The following is a 15,669-nucleotide window of genomic DNA, read 5'->3' as shown; positions in this document are numbered from 1 at the left end:
GAAATGAGAAAAAAATTAGCGCCAATTGTGGTCGGTCTGGGCCTCATCGGTCTTGCTGGATGTTCAGATGACAGCAGCGAAAACGGTTCAGGCAGTGAAAATGGTGAAACGGAATACGGTGATGTGCTCGCAACGAGCGATGCCGGAGAGGTCACCACTGACGATATACTTAATGAACTCGGTACGGACAACATCGCAAACCGTACTTTCCAGCTGACACTGGATTCCATACTTCAGGATAAATACAGTGAGGAAGTCGACCGTGAAGAAATCGAATCCCAGATCGATGAAGAGATCGAGGGCATGGGAGGCGCAGATCAGTTCGAGATGATGCTCCAACAGCAGCAGCCGGGCATGACTGTGGAGCAGTACAAGGAACAGCGCATCAACAATGCCTACCACGACAAATTCTTTGCTGATAAATTCGAAGTGACGGATGAAGAGGCGAAGGAATCCGTGCGTGAAGCATCCCATATCCTCGTTGAAGTCTCTGAAGAGGAAGACGGCCTGAGCGATGAGGAAGCGAAGGAGAAGGCAGACTCCCTCCACCAGGAAATAGAAGACGGTGCTGATTTCGGTGAGCTCGCATCTGAAGAATCAGACGATACGGGCAGCGCCGAAAATAATGGGGAACTCGGCTACGTCCAGCGTGGTGAGATGGTGGAACCATTCGAAGAGGCCCTTTTCGAACTTGAACAGGGAGAAGTATCCGATGTGGTCAAATCCGATTTCGGCTACCACATCATCAAGAGGCATGAAGAAGAGAACATCGACGAAGAGCTGGATAGCGTCAAACGCCAGGTCGTAAGCCAGAAGATCCAGGAAAACCAGGATCAGGTGCTCGGATTCTATAATGATCTTCTCGAAGAGTACAATGTCGAATTTGAAAATGAAGAGATCCGCACATACATTGAAGAAACATATCTGAACAGTGGTGATGAGGAATCTGCAGAGGAATCCACTGAAGAATCTACAGAAGAATCTACAGAAGAACCCACTGAAGAATCAGCCGAATAGAAGAAAAAAGGACTTGTGAGTTGCACTCACAAGTCCTTTTTTCATGTCTCCAGTCCTAATCCAGTGATTCCGGACGGTAGAAGAAGCGGCTCTCAAGCGGGAAGATCCGCTCTGTAAACTGCCCCTTCTCGGCTTTCGATGTATGCTTGTCCATCATCATCATGCGCGCATCGATGTTGTCGATGAAATGGAGGATTTCGGCTTCCTTCAGCATCGGCGGCTTTGGGGAGCCGTATTCCAGTTTTCCGTGATGGCTCAGTATCATGTGCTTGAGCAGCATGACCTCTTCCCCATCGATGTTCAGCTCCTGGGCGACCCTCGTGATCTCTTCACTGGCGATGACGATATGGCCGATCAGATTCCCTTCGACCGTATACGTCGTCCCCACCGGGCCGGACAGTTCCTTGACCTTCCCGATATCATGGAGGATGATGCTGCTGTAGAGCAGGCTGCGGTTCAGTGACGGATAGATGTCACACAGTGCCTCTGCCGTCCTGAGCATATAGTGTACATGATACGCCAGCCCCGAAACGAAATCGTGGTGGTTCGTCATCGCCGCCGGGAAGCTCAGGAATTCCTTCCTGTACTTGCCGAGCAGCTGGCGGACAATCCGCTGCAGGCTGCCGTTCTCGATCTTGATGACATAGTCCATGATGCTCTCGTACAACGTCTCTTCGTCGATCGGTGCCTTCTCCACGAAGTCCTTGGCATTCAGCCCATCGGATTCGGTTGCTGTCCTGAAGGCGGCGATCTTCATCTGCTTCTTGTTGCGGTAGTCGATGACGTCCCCTTTGACCTTGATGAGCACTTCCGGCTTCAGGACTTCCATATCTTCTTTCGATACGGTCCAGAGCTTGGCTTCGATCTCCCCTGTACGGTCCTGCAGGAACAGCGTCATATAGGGCTTGCCCTGGGATGTGACGCCCTGCTGGCTTCTTTTGATCAGGTAGAAGGCTTCCACCGAATCTCCTGGTTTCAGTTTCGATATGTTATTCAAGTATAGTCACCTCATTTTACTCTTTCTTTAAGTTTGACTGTCTGTGAGGACGGGATGGTGCTGTCCAGATTGCATGTGAAGTACAGTACCTGATCATCCACTTCGTTGCGCAGGTAGTCGATGATGATCTTCTTGCGCTCCTTGTCGAAGTGGACGAATGCATCGTCTATGATCAGCGGCAGCTGATAGTAGCCCTTCAGCGCTTTGATCAGGCTCAGCCTGAGGCTGATGTACAGCATCTCCTTCGTCGATTGGGAGAGTTCCAGTGGATGGAAGAGCTGGCCATTCACATGCCTTACCGTGATGCCGTGGTCGTCATAGGTGACATTGATGTAGCGTCCTCTTGTCACTTTCTCGAAAATGCTCCTCGCCTCTTCTATGACCACAGGCAGTCTTTCGTCTTTGATGGCTTTGATATGGGTTTCAATGAGGATACGGATATAATTGAGCGACATATATTCCTCTGAGAGATTCTGGATCAGGGTTTTCTTCATCTCGAACTTGTGGTTGACCTCACTCAGCTTCCCATCGCTTTCAAGGGTGCTTATTTCGGAGTTCAGCTCGGCAAGGGTCTTCTGCTCCTGCTGCAGTTCGCTGTTGAATGTCTCCATCTGTTCAGCAACGCCCTCTTCCTCCTCCTTCAGGTCCGCGAGGAGATAGGTCGAAAGTTCACTCCTTGCATCATAGTCGAAGTGTTCCTCCTCAAGCTTTTCACTCAGTTCCTTGAAGCGTTCCATGTGCTCCTGGTACTCTTTGTATTTCCTTGCGTAGTAGTAATATTCTTCCTCGTCTTCAGCTTCCACATAGTCGAGCAGCTGTACGGTTTCCTGCCTGGCGTCTTCGTTCCTTTCGGCCAACACCTTGATTTCATTCTCGAGCAGGTTGATCTGATCCTTCAGCCTATTGTAGTGCGCTTCATCCTTATACATGCCGGATACCAGGCTTTTGACATCGTAGAAGATCGTGCTGTCGTCATAATGTATGCCGAACGCCGCCACATCTTCCTTGACCGTCTTCTTGAATTGCTGGAGTTCACGGTTGATGTTGTCCATCTCGATCCTGTGCCTGTTGATCTGATTCCGCTTCTGCTTGATTTCCCTGATGGTGTGGATGGCATCCACGATGCTTTTATTTTCAATATCCGGATTGACCTTCAGGTCGTCCTTGATGGCAGCGAGCTGGGTATTCAATGAATCATGCTGCGTTTCCTTGAGGGCGAGCGTCTCCTTCAGTTCTTCCAGCCTGACATTCGCGGAGATCCGCTTCGTCCGCTGGGTCTTCAGATCCATCTTCAGGTCCCTGGCATCATTCAGGTCGAAACTGACGTTGTTGTTCCGCTTTATCGTCTCGATCGCGTCCTTGAGTTCGCGGACTTCATTCTGGTAGTCGTTCTTCAGTCCATCTTCTTCCCGCTGGTTGGTGAGCATCAGGAGCAGCAGCGTGACCGCCCCGATCACGGTGAAGATGCCGCCCATCAGCCAATTGGTGTTGATCAGGTAGAACAGACCGATCAGGAGGGCGAGGACACTGATACCTATGATGAGGGCCGACTGGCCTTTTTTGACCCGGTTCCGCTCCCGCTTCTCGCGTTCATAATCCTTCTCGATGAGCCTGAACATCTTCTCTTTTTCCTTCAGTTCGAACTCCCGTTCCATGACTTCCTTCTTCACACGGATGCGTTCGTCGCTGATCTGTTCCTGCTCGAGATGTTCTATGTCCTGGTCGAACTGCTTGAGGTCGCTCTTCAGCTGATCGATCTCGCGGATGAGGAACTGCTCTTCCAGAGTGACTTCGTCCAGCTTCGAAAGGACCGTCTGCACAGACTCCTTGACGATATTCGAATCATCGACTTCATGGTGCTCCTGCTGCCAACCGATATCCCGCCTGAGCTGGGCAATCTCCTCCTCCAGCGCCTCCATCGATGCGGAAAGCCTGGAATGCTCCATATTCTTCTGCTTGATGTCCGGCTCCCGCTTCTGGATGCCCTCCAGATAGGCAAGCCGGTCCTTGTCGGGCAGGGTCACACCGTCCATTTCATTTTTCAGGACTTTGAGCTTCTCGGTGCGCAGGGCGATGTCGCGGTCGGTCTGCTGGACCTGATGCCTCAGCTTTTCATACCTTTCGAGCCCCTGCTCCGGAAAGACCACGGGTTCAATGTTCAGCTTGTCCTCAAGCGTCTTCCATTCCTTGATGTCCTTATGGTACATGACTTCCTTCATCTTCTGCTTGCGGACCATATCCAGCTGGAACAAGGCATCCTGCTTCGCATTCAGGCTGTCTTCGGTCTTGATCTTTTCGTTGATGAGCGTCTTGTAGCGCTCCTCCGTCTGTTCAAGCACCCTGATCTTCTCAGTGAGCCTGGAAATTTCATCCATTTCATGGTTCAGTTCCGGATTCGTGCCATTCTTCTTATAGATGGATTTCATCTCGGCATCTATGGCACTGAGCATCTCATCATACTCATGCGAGCCGAGGGCGCCTGCACGGAGCAGGTATTCCTGCAGCTTGTCTTCGGTCATATTCTTATGGATATCCTGGAGGCCCAGCACATCAAAGGAGAAGATCGACCGGTATGTTTTCTTGTCGATGAAGTTCAGCTTCTTGATCAGCCAGTCTTCGCCTCTGACGGTACCATCCGCCAGATAGACCTTGACGTCACCCTGCACCTTCCCTTTTATGCGTTCGATCTCCACCGGCCCCGCTTCATCGGGGAATTCCACCGTAATCTTCCCGCCATACAGGTTATGCATGCGCGGTTCCCTTCTTGGCTCCTGTTCCTTCCGCGTCGGAAAACCGAACAGGATGGAATGAATGAACGACTGCATCGTGGATTTGCCTGCTTCGTTCTCCCCGAAGAACTGGATGAACTGCTGATCGACATCTATTTCAGTTTCTGTTATCTTTCCATATCCGTATATGTTCAGAGCAATTATCTTCATATATCCACTACTTCCTCATCAGCATTCTAAGGCGCTCTTCGCCTTCTTTGAGCAGCGCTTCCTGCTCGATGTCCTGGATGGGCTCCAAGTATCTGTTGAGCCTCGGATCCATATAAAGTGCATTGACCGCTTCCTTGAACAGCTCCCTGTTTCCGGAATGGGTCGCCTTTATATCATTGAGCAGGGCGATGTTGTCCTGGGTGAGATATTTGAGACGGAGGTCATCGATCCATATGAACTGCTTCAGATCCCTCTCGTCCTCCTTCAACAGTTCGATCACTTCGGTGAAATCGGCGGCCGATATCACTTCTTCCCCATCATATATAAGATTGAGCTGTATGATGTGGCGCCCCTTCTCCCGCAGACGATGCTTGAATTCGACGATCGTCTGGTAAAGATCTTGTTTGGCGAGCGACTGGACTTCAAGGTCATACTCCGAAAAGATGAGCTCCTGTACCGGCACGAAACGGGAACTGAGGAAGACATCGTCCCCTTCCACCAGCAGGAAGCCCTTTTCCCCATATTCATTCTTGTGCCGGCCCTGTATATTCCCGGAATAATGGATCGGCGGCAGGTCGCTGAGCTGTTCCCGCTGATGGATATGGCCGAGCGCCCAATAATGATACAATTTCTCGTTCAGCACTTCCAGATTGAATTCCGTATAGCGCTCCTGTCCATACTGGCTCTTCGAATAGGTGCCGTGCAGGATGCCGATATGTATCCCGTCGTTCATCGTATTCACCGGATAATCTCCGAGCTTATTCTCGTATGTATCATCCAGGAAATAGCTGAACCCGTGAAGGAATACACTCTCCCCCTTCGCGCTGATCATCTCATAGCTTTCGACATTTTCATTGAAGACCGTGACGTTGTCCGGCCAGGATGTCCTGATCCCATCAGTCAGAGGGTCATGGTTCCCATGGATGACGTAGGCGAATATGCCGGCCTCCCTGAGCCTTTCGAACTGGCGCTTCATGAATATCTCGGATTTCAATGTGCGGTTCGCCTGATCGAAGACATCCCCCGCAATTATGATGAAGTCGACTTTTTCTTCAATGGCATGATCCATCATCCTCGTGACACTATTGTATGTACTTTCCATGAGCACATCCAATATGCCTGAAGGCATTTTGGACCTGGACTTGAAAGGACTGTCCAGATGCAGATCTGCGCTGTGAATAAACTTAACCATATATTTCACCTGACTTTTCCTGGCATTATATTTTCAGTATACCAAAAAACACAAAAGAAAGAGGCCTATAATAGACCTCTTCAGTAATTAATTCTGGTTGTTCAGACCATAAAGCTCTTCTATAGGTTTCATGATGACGCGGTTCAGGTCCTGAATGAGTTCGCTCATTTTCTGTTCTGCTTCCATCAGTGATTTGATATTTTCGTCCTTCTCTATATCTTCTGCTGATTTCTGTGCTTTCTGAACATCTTCTTCATTGATTTCCTCACCCTGCATCTGTTTCTGCTGCAAGTCCATCTGTACTTCCCTGAACTCTTCGAACAGCTGCTTGGATTCCGGATTGGAATTCACTTTGCCATAAAGATCTTTCATATTTTGAAATTCATCTGAGTTGCGGAGTGCATCTTCCAATGCATTCGCCTGATCGTATACATTAACTGCCATTATTGAAAAACTCCCTTTATAAAGATATATCTACTGTAACATAAAACCGCGACTTATAAAAACACAACGATGAGCCCCTGTACGATTCCTATCATACCCCCAAGGAAAAAGCCGAGGAGTGTGATCATACGGAACTCCTTGCTCGAGATCTCCATCACCAGATCTTCTATATGGCTGAGCTCGAAACTGTCGATCTGCTTTTTGACCACCTGGGCAAGCTGGAGCTTTTCGACGATCCTTCCTGTATTCTGTCCGAGGTATTCTATGATGTTGTCGCGGAGCTGGTACTTCCCGCGCGTTTTGAATGACTCGAACATTTCACGGTTGAAGTCCTCGATCGGATAATCGAGTATGCCTTCGATGTCTATCCTTTCCCTGAGTACATCATAGACGCTGTCTATCAGCCTTTGCTGGTCCCTTTCGGAAATCAGGGCATCCACCCGGCTGTTTTTGATCCGTTCATACTCATCATTGATGATGCGGACCTGTATCTCCGTCATTTTCGGGTGATGGATCAGCTTGTTCAGCTCATTGCGTATATTCTGTACAATCGTCTCCTTCGACATCAGATACTTCAACGAGCGGGCAAGTCTCCCCCGATGCTCGACGAACTCGTCGGTCATCGTGTAGAGGTCCTGGTAGCCCTTCTCGGAATTGATGTATTCCTCTATCTTCTGCGTAATCTGCGGCTGCAGGGTGTCAATTTTCCCATCAAGCGTCGCCATGGCATCCGTCGGGACGAGGTTCCTGATCTCCTGCTGGTAGAGCCTGGCGCCTTCCGCCGTCACCTTGTCGGACAACTGGGCATTGAAGCCCTTGACCACCTTGTCGGACAGCCCTTCGTTGATGCGTTCAAGGAAATAGCGCAATGTCAGCTTTTCGGATTCGATCGTCTCGATCTGTCTGTCGATGAACAGCATGATGAAGTTCTGGGTTTCGCGGCTCTTTATCTTCTCGATGAAGGCGTCAGGCGTCAACAGGTGCCTGGTGACGATCTCACCCATCTTTATGGAAGCCTCCTCACGCCGCCGTGGGATCACGCCCGGCGTCAGGGGGAGGCGTCTGCCGAAGAGATATTTTGTTTCATACGGCCGGAAGAGCATGCGTATGGCGAGCATATTCGTCAAGCCGCCGATCAGTGCACCGATAATGGCCATGAGTATTATCTGAAAACCATCGTTCAAGGAAAAGCCCTCCTTCTCTTGTCGTTAATCCTACAACAATGCAAAAGAAAAAGCACCTTACGGTGCTTCTGTTTTATCAGACAGGCTGTAGATCCGTCTGTCTCATGAAGTAAGTCCTGATTTCCCGTTCAATATATGAGGCATGGACCGGACGGTTCGAATCGTTCAGTACTCTATATATTTTATTGCTTTTATTATACTGCAGACGGAAACCATTCTTTCTGTCGAGATCCTCCCAATATACCGCTTCGCCATCATAATTCGGGTAGACACAATGCCCTCTGGATATCACCTGGGCAAGTTCAAGGGGATCCCCTCCGAATGAATTCGTCAGGACTTCACTATCCCTGAAGAGTGCACACAGGGAGATGCATGTTGTCCAGTTCGGAAGGATGCGTTCTTTCTCGATCTGCACGAGGGTCTTTTTAGACAGCCCTATCGTCTGACTCATGGAGTCCTGCGTATAACCAGCTTCCGTCCTGACCATCTTGAACTTCGACTGGAGCATCTCCGTAAAAGTCTGTTTATCCATTCTTTTCTTCCTTTCACTCAAATCGGGTATTGTAAAATTTAAATGCGATAATAATACACTTTTAATATAATAATATAGATCGGGTAAAATTAAAAGGGCATATATTGAATTTCACCAAGTGTTCAATATATGCCCTATTCAGTTTTAATGCCTAAAAAGCTTTACGATTCAGCTTTTGCAGCTTCTTCGCGACGCGTCTGCTGCTCGTTGATGACGAGCGCAATCGTTGCATCACCGGTGATATTGACCATCGTACGGGTCATATCAAGCAGCCTGTCGATACCGATGATGATGCCGATCGCCGCCGGATCGAGGCCGACTGCCGTCAGTACCATGGCCAGCATGACAAGGCCGACACCCGGCACACCAGCGGTACCGATACTTGCCACCACTGCGATGATGACCACTGTGACCATCTGCATGAGCGTCAGGTCGATGCCGGAGAGCTGCGCGATGAACACCGTCGCCACCCCCTGCATGATCGCCGTACCATCCATGTTTATGGTCGCTCCGAGCGGCTGCACGAAGCTGGATATGCTTTTTCGTATCTTCAGGTTATCCTGTGCCGTCTCGAGTGAAATCGGCAGCACCGCACTGGAGGATGATGTACTGAACGCCACACCCATTGCCGGCGCAAAGTTCTTGATGAACCATACGAAGCTTTTCTTTGCCATGAACTGCACGACTGAACCATATACAAGTGCGAGATGTATGAACAGTGCAAGCAGCACGCAGATGAAGTACATGCCGAGCTGCTGGATGGCACCGAAACCGGCCTGCACGAATGCAGTCGCCACGAGGCCGAAGGCACCGATCGCCGCGAAGTATTTCATGATGGCCATGACGATCCACATCACGACATCATTCGCCTCTTCGAATAGTGCTGTCAGCCGTGCCGATTTTTCCTTGCCTGCAATCATCGCGATGCCGATGAAGATCGCAAAGGCGATGATCTGAAGCATGTTCTGCGTACCCATCGCTTCGATGATGTTCGTCGGAATCAGGTTGATGACCGTCTGGTCGAATCCCTGCTGCAGAGCTTCGCCGGTTGAACCGCCTTCAAGCTCTGATTCACGGTACTCGGACACCTCTTCAGAATCCAGGAGCTCGGACTGCCCCTCTCCAGGGTTCAGGACGTTCGCCACGATCATCGCGATGGTGATGGCGATTGCTGTAGTCGCCAGATAGAATGCGAGTGTTTTGAGACCGATGCCGCCGAGCATCTTCGGGTCACCGACATTGACGACCCCGAGCACGATGGAGATGAATACAACCGGCACCACCATCATGAAGATCATGTTCAGGAACAGCTGCCCCACCAGGTTGAATATGTACTGATCAACCCATTGCACCCAGCTTTGATCAGCCATCGGGCTGAGCACCGAGCCCACGATGATGCCGAGGATCAGGGCGATGACGATCTGTATTGTCAGTTTATTTCCCACTTTCATATTACCCCTCCAGACTTTGAAACTCCTTGATTCATTATACTTCCTTGTAACAGTTTTTGTAAACTGCTATTTGTAACCGGTTTACTCGGCGTCATCCGTGGCTTTCTAAAGTTCCACGATATTGTATTTGATGGCATAGATGACAGCCTGGGTGCGGTCGGAAACTTCAAGTTTGTTCAGGATATGGCTGACATGGGTCTTCACCGTCTTTTCACTCACATAGAGCGCCTCCCCGATCTCCTTGTTCGATTTCCCTTTGACGATCTCCCGCAGCACTTCGACTTCACGCGCCGAGAGTGCATTCTTCTCATGGGGCATATCCCCCTCGCGGTCGATCACTTCAAGAATGTTCGGGTGGATCACCTTCTCGCCCTCGATCACCTTTATAATGGAGTCGATCAGTTCCTCCGCCTCCATCTCCTTGATGATGTACCCATCCGCATGGGCGGCGAACACCGGACGGATGTACTCTTCACTCGTATAGCTGGAGAGCACGAGCACTTTGATGCCCGGATAATGGCTTTTGATTGCGCGTGTCACTTCGATGCCGTCCATCTCGGGCATCACGAGATCCAGAAGCACCAGGTCTATATGTGAATGCTTCTCCTCCAGATAGTCCAGGACTTCCTGTCCCGTGCCGAAATCCTCGAGTACGTTGATGTTTTCCGTGGTGGACAGAAGGAACTTCATCCCTTCCCTGACGATATGATGATCGTCCACCAGTATGATGTTATACATATACTCACTCCTTCATCGGGACACTGACAACCACTTTCGTGCCCTCACCTTTTTTTGAAATGATGTCGAAAGAACCGCCGAGCTTGTGTACCCGCTCCCGCATGTTTGCAAGGCCATAGCTGTAGCCTTTGCTTTCATCGATCTCGAACCCCCGGCCCTCATCCACTATTGTAACCTCCAGCATATCCGTTCCCGCAACCATTTCAATCCGCGCTGCATTGATCCCGGAGTGCTTCCTGATGTTGTTGAGACTCTCCTGGATGACCCTGTAGAGACCGATTTCCACACGGTCGGAGACATTGTAGAAGCCGTCGACCTGTATCGTGATGCCGAGATCGAGTATGTCCGCATACTTCTCCACTGCATCGATGATGCCATTTTCAAGGCCGATCGGCTTGAGCTGCCAGATGAGCGCCTTCATCTCCTTCATCGCATGCTTCGACGTATGCTCGATCGACTGGAATGCATCCTGAACCTTCTGCTGGTCACCCAGGGATTTCGCCGCATGGGAGGTGATGCCGATCGAGAAGAGCATCTGATTCACCGAATCATGAAGATCCCGTGCAAGGCGCTGCCGCTCACGGATGATCATGTTCTCCTGCTCCTGCGCCGTCAGTTCAATGCGCTTGAGCGTTGAACCGATCTGGAAGGCGACGGATTCCAGCAGGTCCAGTTCATCCTGGGTGAATTGTTCCCTGTAGGGGCTGGCGACGTTCAGGAGGCCGAATGATTCCTCACCGGATATGAGCGGCACCGTCGCGTGATGGGTGATGCCCATGTTCTCCCCGGGATAATCCATCCTTGCCTTCTCGAGCCTGGAACAGACGAATATATTCGTAGCCGTCTTGAGTTCACGGTTGTTGTACTTGTTCACACACCAGCATTTGCCGTCGCACAGGTGATGGTACTGCTCCTTCTCGAGCGACGGCGGCAGCCGGTAGTGGGCGCTCAGTTCATGCTGGCCCTCGCTGTTGATGAAGAATATCCAGCCAGTATCGAACTCGGAATAGTCTACCAGGAGCTTCAGGGCGCCGTGGATCATCGTGCTGCGGTCGGTTTCTTCATTCAGGAACTCGGCGATATCCTTCAAAAGCTGCAGTTTGCTCTTCATCGTGACATCCTTTCTGCAAAAAGTTAATAACTTTGTAAATTAATCGTTTCCATCCATATATCATTATCACTTATAATGATATAGTATGATCTTGAAATAAAAAAGCAAACAGGAGGGATGGCATGGCCAACAATAAACTTTTCATGCAGCTCATCTTCCTCACTGCACTGGTCGCTACACTCGGCTCCCTGTATTTCAGTGAGATCAGACAGTACGTCCCCTGCGAGTTCTGCTGGTACCAGCGCATACTGATGTACCCACTCGTCATCATCTCGATCATCGGATTCATCCGTGACGACCACGGGGCAAAATACTACATCCGCGTGATGAGCGGACTCGGCATACTGCTTGCCTCCTACCACTATGCACTGCAGAAGATCAGTTTCCTGGGAGATAATTTCGCAGCATGTACTGGCGTGTCCTGCACCGTCCAGTACATCAACATATTCGGCTTCATCACGATACCATTACTCTCCCTCATTGCTTTCATACTCATCTTTATATTATCATTTATGATAAAAAGAAAATAAAAAGGAGATTCAATCATGGGCAATAAACTATTTTATGGCATCATCGCACTGATCATCGTCGCTTTCGTCGGCATCTTCATCTATATGAACAGTGCTTCAAACGATCCGGAAAACTTGAGCGACTCCGGCTACTATCCGTATACGGACAAGGACCCGGAAGAACTTGAAGGTGCGACAATCGACAAGCTTGATGACGAGAACTACCACTACAACAAGACTTTCGACGAGACCCAGGAGATCATAGACGACGGCGAAGGAGAATTCGTCTACTTCTGGAGCCCGACATGTGTACACTGCATCGCAGCCACACCATTCCTGACGGATGCATTTGATGAGACTGGCGAGGAAGTGACCCAGCTGAACATACTGGAATATGATCAGGCATGGAACGAATACGCCATCGAAGCCACACCGACGCTCGCCTACTTCGAGGACGGCGAAGAAGTCGACAGGATGACGGGCAACCCGGGCAATGCCGACGACTATGCGGAATTCATCAATACCATGACCGGGGATGAATAGATGAAGGTGAACATCCACGAAAATTTTGATGGCATGACACTTGAAGACATGCTGAAGTCACTCCACGTTCCAAAGAAGGAGCTCCATTTCCTGCGCATGTCGAAGGTCATCACAATCAATGGGGAACAGGCCCCACTTAATGCACCCATCCACACAGGGGATGCGGTCGTCCTGCCCGACACCGGAGCCGAGAGCCAGTACAAGCCGAGCTACCGCACCTGTGATGTACTTTATGAAGACAGGTACCTCGCCGTGCTCTTCAAGCCGAGGGGTGTGAAGACCCACCCGAACCAGATGAACGAGACGAACACGCTCATGAACCATGCGGTATACACGATCGAATCGGATTATCTGGAACCTGTACACCGGCTCGATCAGGAGACCAAGGGCGTGATCCTGATCGCCAAAAACCCGCTTGTCAAGAAGATGCTCGACCATATGCTGAGTGAACGGGACATCAAGCGCACCTACATCGCAAGGGTGGATACAAAGAAACGGCTCGAGCCCCAGACGATTGATGCACCGATCGCCAAAAACCCGAAGGAGCGCAACAAGTATCATGTGACCGCGAAAGGAAAGGCGGCCGTCACGCATGTCATCGAATCGAGGGTCACACCGGAATACTGTGAGCTTGAGATTGAACTTGAGACCGGCCGCACCCACCAGATCCGCGTGCACCTTGCACATGTCGGCTTTCCGGTCATCGGAGATCCGCTCTATGGAAGTTCGACACTCAGGGACCTCCAGCTCTTCAGCTATAGGATAGAGTTCACCCATCCGCTGCTCCAGAAGACGGTACGTTTGGAACTGGACAAGGAGACGCTATAAATCAGAAAACACCACTGAAACTTCATTGTTTCAGCGGTGTTTTTGTGTTTCTGCAATATTTATCAAGCACATTCCGGAGCAGCGTCAGCCCTTCTGCTGATCCGATGGATTCAGGGTGGAACTGAACACCTTCCACCGGCAGGGATTCATGTCTGATGCCGAGGATCTCCCCAAGTTCCGACTGCGCCGTCACCACGAGGCACTCCGGCAGCGTCGCTTCATCCACGACGAGGGAATGGTAGTTCATCACTTCGGACCCTTGGGACATCCCGGCGTATATGTCCGTATCCCCATGGTGGAGTTCCGAGGTCTTGCCGTGCATCAGTTTTCCTGTGCGCCTGACACTGCCGCCGAACACATGGGCGATGGTCTGATGGCCCAGGCATACGCCGAATATCGGCACTTCCCCGCTGTAGCGGCGGACGACCTCCATGGTCACCCCCGTATCTTCAGGACGCTTTGGCCCCGGTGACAGGAAGATCAGGTCCGGTGCAAGCCGGTCAATCTCGTCGAAATCAATTGCATCGTTTCTTCTCACAACGATTTCCTCACCCATCTCGCCAAGTGCCTGCACGATATTATAGGTGAAGGAATCAAAGTGGTCGATCATATATATCATTTTCCTTCCCCCTATACTTTCAGTATATTTCCATCGCTGAATATCTTTTCCGTCAGATGCACCGTCTGCTCGAGTGCGCTCGCCTTGTTGATCGTCTCCTGATATTCCGACTCCGGATCCGAATCGGCGACCACACCTGCCCCCGCCTGGATGTAGAGGTTCTGGTCCACCAATGTCATCGTGCGGATGGTGATGCAGGAGTCGATGTTCCCATCGAAGCCAAGATAGAGGATGCTCCCGCCATACAAGTTCCGCGCTGTCGGCTCAAGTTCCCTCAGGATCTGCATCGCCCGTACTTTCGGGGCGCCTGACAGTGTGCCGGCCGGGAAGGAGGAGATGAATGCATCTATCGGGGAAACGCCCCTCTTGAGCCTGCCCCTGACCTTGCTGATGATGTGCATCACGCGTGAGAAGCGGCCGATCACCATATATTCGCTGACGGACACTGAACCGTATTCGGCGACCCTGCCGATGTCATTCCGGGCAAGGTCCACCAGCATGCGGTGCTCGGCGATCTCCTTTTCATCTTCAAGCAGCTCCCTGGCAAGCCTGTCGTCCTCCTCTTTAGTAGCACCCCTTTTTCTCGTGCCAGCAATCGGGTGGATCTCAAGGTTTCCGTCCTGGACCTGCAGCTGCCGTTCCGGGGAGCTGCCGATCACTTCGAGCCCGTTGAATTTCAAGTAGTACATGTATGGGGACGGGTTCACCTTCCTCAGCACACGGTAGAGTTCAAAGCCGCTTCTTTCCGTCTTCTTGTGGAAACGCTGGGAGAGGACCGCCTGCAGTATGTCCCCCGCTTCGATGTACTCCTTAATCTTTTCGACGTCGGATAGGAACTTTCCCTTTTCGTAGTTGCTTTCAAGATCGAAGGCGGATGTCATCGGCAGCGCAGTGGGAAGCAGCAGATCGGACAGGTCGCTGTCGTGCAGAAGGTGCGTCCTGATGCGCTCGATCGTCTCCATCGATTCCTCGTAGATCTCTCCGTTGTCCCTGTCGTCATCGACCCTGGCGAAATGGATGATGTGAATCTCTTTTGAATTATGGTTGTATACGAGCAGCGATCGGCAGAAGAGTAGGTGGTAGTTCGCAATCTGCACCGCCTCCTCCGGTGCCCTCGGCACCGGTTCGTAGTCGGATATCGCATCATAGCTGATATAGCCTACCCCGCCGCCTTTGAAGGGAATATCCATCTCGGGTATCTTCACCTCAAGACGGCCGAGCGTCTCTTCGAATGCCTCCTTGAACGAAGGCAGCGTCAGACGGCTCCCCCGCTCAAGATCATGGACTGTGAACCGGCGTCCGGTTTCCCTGATTTCGACCATCGGGTCCAGTCCGATGAAGGAGAAGTTAGACCACGCTGATTCGGGTTCCTGACTTTCCAGCATATAGACTGCTTCATCCTTTAAAGAATGAAACATCTGTACAGGCGTCAGCAGATCGGTGCTGAACGATTCGATCACCGGTACAGTGCGGTGATTCCCGGCATCCTTCAAAAATTCCTCATACGTGGTCATATCTTCACCTCATTATTTTAGTTATATCTAGACAGTCTAAACAATTCAGAA

Annotated in this window: 15 protein-coding genes; 4 read left to right on the top strand and 11 right to left on the bottom strand. The window is 50.8% G+C overall.

Annotated features, from left to right (window positions below; translation table 11 throughout):
• The first annotated feature begins 3 nt into the window (after positions 1-3).
• Entirely contained in the window at positions 4-1,017 is a 1,014-nt protein-coding gene (locus LLU09_RS00275; RefSeq protein WP_228309984.1) for a peptidylprolyl isomerase, read from the top strand.
• A gap of 55 nt (positions 1,018-1,072) precedes the next feature.
• Here LLU09_RS00275 and yhaM read toward each other — a convergent pair whose 3' ends face one another.
• From yhaM to LLU09_RS00230, 9 genes are all read right to left on the bottom strand, one after another.
• Positions 1,073-2,014, bottom strand: a complete 942-nt coding sequence (yhaM, locus tag LLU09_RS00270) for a 3'-5' exoribonuclease YhaM (protein WP_040106528.1) — start codon at positions 2,012-2,014, stop codon at positions 1,073-1,075.
• Positions 2,015-2,025: 11 nt separating this feature from the next.
• Positions 2,026-4,953 (bottom strand): ATP-binding protein, encoded by a 2,928-nt coding sequence (locus LLU09_RS00265; protein WP_228309983.1) that lies wholly within the window; start codon positions 4,951-4,953, stop codon positions 2,026-2,028.
• A gap of 7 nt (positions 4,954-4,960) precedes the next feature.
• Entirely contained in the window at positions 4,961-6,145 is a 1,185-nt protein-coding gene (locus tag LLU09_RS00260; RefSeq protein WP_228309982.1) for a metallophosphoesterase family protein, read from the bottom strand.
• An 87-nt stretch (positions 6,146-6,232) separates the two neighbouring features.
• The gene (locus LLU09_RS00255) at positions 6,233-6,589 is read right to left on the bottom strand and encodes a YlbF/YmcA family competence regulator (protein WP_040106525.1); all 357 of its coding nucleotides are present in this window, start codon (positions 6,587-6,589) and stop codon (positions 6,233-6,235) included.
• A gap of 53 nt (positions 6,590-6,642) precedes the next feature.
• Positions 6,643-7,773, bottom strand: a complete 1,131-nt coding sequence (locus LLU09_RS00250; RefSeq protein ID WP_228309981.1) for a DUF445 domain-containing protein — start codon at positions 7,771-7,773, stop codon at positions 6,643-6,645.
• A gap of 76 nt (positions 7,774-7,849) precedes the next feature.
• Positions 7,850-8,305: an XRE family transcriptional regulator XdrA gene (gene xdrA / locus LLU09_RS00245; RefSeq protein WP_094905310.1), complete on the bottom strand. Its 456-nt coding sequence runs from the start codon at positions 8,303-8,305 to the stop codon at positions 7,850-7,852.
• A 161-nt stretch (positions 8,306-8,466) separates the two neighbouring features.
• A complete protein-coding gene (locus tag LLU09_RS00240; RefSeq protein ID WP_228309980.1) occupies positions 8,467-9,756 on the bottom strand; it encodes a dicarboxylate/amino acid:cation symporter in 1,290 nt (429 codons plus the stop codon).
• Between the two features lie 105 nt (positions 9,757-9,861).
• Positions 9,862-10,494: a response regulator transcription factor gene (locus LLU09_RS00235; protein WP_031544227.1), complete on the bottom strand. Its 633-nt coding sequence runs from the start codon at positions 10,492-10,494 to the stop codon at positions 9,862-9,864.
• 4 nt (positions 10,495-10,498) lie between these two features.
• Positions 10,499-11,605 (bottom strand): GAF domain-containing sensor histidine kinase, encoded by a 1,107-nt coding sequence (locus LLU09_RS00230; protein WP_228309979.1) that lies wholly within the window; start codon positions 11,603-11,605, stop codon positions 10,499-10,501.
• A 122-nt stretch (positions 11,606-11,727) separates the two neighbouring features.
• Between LLU09_RS00230 and LLU09_RS00225 the strand changes: the two genes are divergently transcribed.
• The 3 genes from LLU09_RS00225 to LLU09_RS00215 are packed head-to-tail and all read left to right on the top strand — an operon-like array spanning position 11,728 to position 13,485.
• Positions 11,728-12,135, top strand: coding sequence for a disulfide oxidoreductase (locus LLU09_RS00225; RefSeq protein WP_094905307.1), 408 nt, complete (start codon positions 11,728-11,730; stop codon positions 12,133-12,135).
• Between the two features lie 15 nt (positions 12,136-12,150).
• Complete coding sequence (locus LLU09_RS00220; protein WP_228309978.1) at positions 12,151-12,657, top strand: thioredoxin family protein; 507 nt, start codon at positions 12,151-12,153, stop codon at positions 12,655-12,657.
• Positions 12,658-13,485, top strand: a complete 828-nt coding sequence (locus LLU09_RS00215; protein ID WP_228309977.1) for an RluA family pseudouridine synthase — start codon at positions 12,658-12,660, stop codon at positions 13,483-13,485.
• 22 nt (positions 13,486-13,507) lie between these two features.
• Here LLU09_RS00215 and LLU09_RS00210 read toward each other — a convergent pair whose 3' ends face one another.
• Both LLU09_RS00210 and trpE read right to left on the bottom strand, forming a co-directional pair.
• A complete protein-coding gene (locus tag LLU09_RS00210) occupies positions 13,508-14,104 on the bottom strand; it encodes an anthranilate synthase component II (RefSeq protein WP_228309976.1) in 597 nt (198 codons plus the stop codon).
• An 11-nt stretch (positions 14,105-14,115) separates the two neighbouring features.
• Positions 14,116-15,618, bottom strand: a complete 1,503-nt coding sequence (gene trpE / locus LLU09_RS00205; RefSeq protein WP_228309975.1) for an anthranilate synthase component I — start codon at positions 15,616-15,618, stop codon at positions 14,116-14,118.
• Positions 15,619-15,669 lie beyond the last annotated feature (51 nt).

Origin of the sequence: Salinicoccus sp. RF5 (genome assembly GCF_020786625.1) — a bacterium.
Classification (GTDB): domain Bacteria; phylum Bacillota; class Bacilli; order Staphylococcales; family Salinicoccaceae; genus Salinicoccus.
This window is presented reverse-complemented; position numbering and strand designations above follow the sequence as displayed.

Bases quoted from the DNA above. Each gene is read 5' to 3' on its own strand.
- LLU09_RS00265 (WP_228309983.1), bottom strand. From the start codon at position 4,953: ATGAAGATAATTGCTCTGAACATATACGGATATGGAAAGATAACAGAA.
- LLU09_RS00235 (WP_031544227.1), bottom strand. From the start codon at position 10,494: ATGTATAACATCATACTGGTGGACGATCATCATATCGTCAGGGAAGGG.
- LLU09_RS00215 (WP_228309977.1), top strand. From the start codon at position 12,658: ATGAAGGTGAACATCCACGAAAATTTTGATGGCATGACACTTGAAGAC.
- xdrA (WP_094905310.1), bottom strand. From the start codon at position 8,305: ATGGATAAACAGACTTTTACGGAGATGCTCCAGTCGAAGTTCAAGATG.
- LLU09_RS00255 (WP_040106525.1), bottom strand. From the start codon at position 6,589: ATGGCAGTTAATGTATACGATCAGGCGAATGCATTGGAAGATGCACTC.
- LLU09_RS00210 (WP_228309976.1), bottom strand. From the start codon at position 14,104: ATGATATATATGATCGACCACTTTGATTCCTTCACCTATAATATCGTG.
- LLU09_RS00230 (WP_228309979.1), bottom strand. From the start codon at position 11,605: ATGAAGAGCAAACTGCAGCTTTTGAAGGATATCGCCGAGTTCCTGAAT.
- LLU09_RS00220 (WP_228309978.1), top strand. From the start codon at position 12,151: ATGGGCAATAAACTATTTTATGGCATCATCGCACTGATCATCGTCGCT.
- LLU09_RS00225 (WP_094905307.1), top strand. From the start codon at position 11,728: ATGGCCAACAATAAACTTTTCATGCAGCTCATCTTCCTCACTGCACTG.
- trpE (WP_228309975.1), bottom strand. From the start codon at position 15,618: ATGACCACGTATGAGGAATTTTTGAAGGATGCCGGGAATCACCGCACT.
- LLU09_RS00240 (WP_228309980.1), bottom strand. From the start codon at position 9,756: ATGAAAGTGGGAAATAAACTGACAATACAGATCGTCATCGCCCTGATC.
- LLU09_RS00275 (WP_228309984.1), top strand. From the start codon at position 4: ATGAGAAAAAAATTAGCGCCAATTGTGGTCGGTCTGGGCCTCATCGGT.
- LLU09_RS00260 (WP_228309982.1), bottom strand. From the start codon at position 6,145: ATGGTTAAGTTTATTCACAGCGCAGATCTGCATCTGGACAGTCCTTTC.